This is a genomic window from Streptomyces jeddahensis (assembly GCF_001642995.1).
Classification (GTDB): domain Bacteria; phylum Actinomycetota; class Actinomycetes; order Streptomycetales; family Streptomycetaceae; genus Streptomyces; species Streptomyces jeddahensis.
The window spans coordinates 1-1,853 of sequence record NZ_LOHS01000186.1; the positions used below are offsets into that span (position 1 = coordinate 1).

Consider the following 1,853-nt stretch of genomic DNA (forward strand, 5'->3'; position numbering starts at 1 on the left):
GGGTATGGAGCTGTTGCCGCTTGAGTGGGCTTGAGCGTGTTCTGGTGGGCGGGAGTGAGCATCGGCGGTCTTTGGCGCGGCGTGCCTGTTGGCCCATGGCGTCGGCGTTTCGGATGAGAACGGGAGTGCCCGTGTCGAATGCGTGACCTTTTGCGGGCGGGCTTCGTTGGACGCGGGGACGGGGTGTTGGGGTCGGAGCTGGGTGGGGGTGGCGGATGGGCGGGCTGAGGGAAATAGCGGAGTCGTTCGTTGCGTCCGGGCCGAGTGGTGTTGCGATCCGTGCCCGGCTCAAGCATCTGCCGTGCGAGGACGAGAAGGTGCTGTGACTGGTGGGCGCGTATCTGGGCTCGCTGGCGTCGCGGGACCTGGCTGCCCGCTGCCGGGACGGTGTGGAGCACTGCGCGCAGACGTGGGCGGCTCGTAAGCGGGAGCTGACGCCCATGTCGTCGTCGCGGTGGGCCGGAGCGATCACGAAGGCGTCGCATGATCAGTGGGCACTGGCGCGCCGGTGCCAAAGGGCGCACATGCAGTCCCTTCAGGCCGGTGTCGCGGCCGTCCGTTACCGCCTGTCCCTCCCGGTCGGTGAGCGCGGTTCGAAGAAGGCTCCGGGCGGCTACCGCTCCCGCCAGGAGTGGCATGCCAAGTCCCGCCGTCTGGCCGCCCTGGAGGACCGGCTGGAGCGCGAGCGCGCCGGGCTTGAGGCCGGGCGCGTGCACGTCGTGCGGGGCGGGAAACGGCTCGCACGCATCCGGCACAACCTTGACGCCGCGCAGCTCACCGAGACCGCATGGCGGCAGCGGTGGGAGGCCGAGCGCTGGTTCCTCCAGGCGGATGGGGAGTCGGGAAAGCGGTACGGCAACGAGACCATCCGCGTCACCCCTGAGGGCGAGGTGTCCATCAAGCTGCCCGCGCCCCTGGCCGAGTACGCCAACGCCCGCACGGCCGATACGTCCTGGCCGGCCGCGTGGGGTTCGCGCATCGGGGCTCGGAGTGGGCCGACCGGGTGGAGGCCAACCGGGCCGTGGCCTACCGCATCCACCTGGATCCGGCACGCGGGCGCTGGTACCTCACCGCGTCCTGGCAGATCCCTCCCACCCCGATGATCCCTCTCGAGGCCGCCCTGGAACGCGGCGTGATCGGGGTGGACACCAACGCCGATCACCTCGCCGCCTGGCGCCTGGACACCTGCGGCAACCCGATCGGCGACCCGCGCCGGTTCTTCTACGACCTCACGGGCACCGCCCAGCATCGCGACGCCCAGATCCGGCACGCCCTGACCCGGCTGCTGCACTGGGCGCGGGCCTGTGGCGTGAGAGCGATCGCGATCGAGGACCTGGACTTCGCTACGGACAAGACCCGCGAGAAGCACGGCCGCAACAAGAGGTTTAGGCAGCTCATCTCGGGCATGCCCACGGCCAAGTTGCGCGCCCGACTCACGTCGATGGCCGATGCCACCGGCATTGCGATCATCGCGGTCGATCCCGCGTACACCTCCAAGTGGGGAGCCCAGCACTGGCAGACCCCGCTGACGAGCGCAAACCGCAAGACCACTCGCCACGACGCTGCCGCCGTGGCGATCGGAAGGCGCGCCCAGGGGCACCCGGTCCGGCGACGGAAGGCACCGCCCCGCACCCACCAGAGCGATGGGTGCGGGCATCGGACCATCCAGGCCCAGCCGGCCGCCCCTGGGCGTGAGGAAACCCGCCCCCGCATTCCCGGACCACGGACACGATCCGTGCGCGCCGGATGCGGAGCGAACGCGGGGAACCAGAACACCCAACACCGTTCGGGGCGTTCGGCGGAGCATGTGTTCTGGCAACAGGACTCACTCCCGCTCAGTCCCTAGGAACGGT

The 1,853-nt window shown here is 70.3% G+C and carries 1 pseudogene; it reads left to right on the forward strand.

Features of this window, described 5'->3' with window-relative positions:
- The first annotated feature begins 215 nt into the window (after positions 1–215).
- Positions 216–1,846: pseudogene (locus STSP_RS34255) on the forward strand (IS200/IS605 family accessory protein TnpB-related protein).
- The last annotated feature ends 7 nt before the right edge of the window (positions 1,847–1,853 follow it).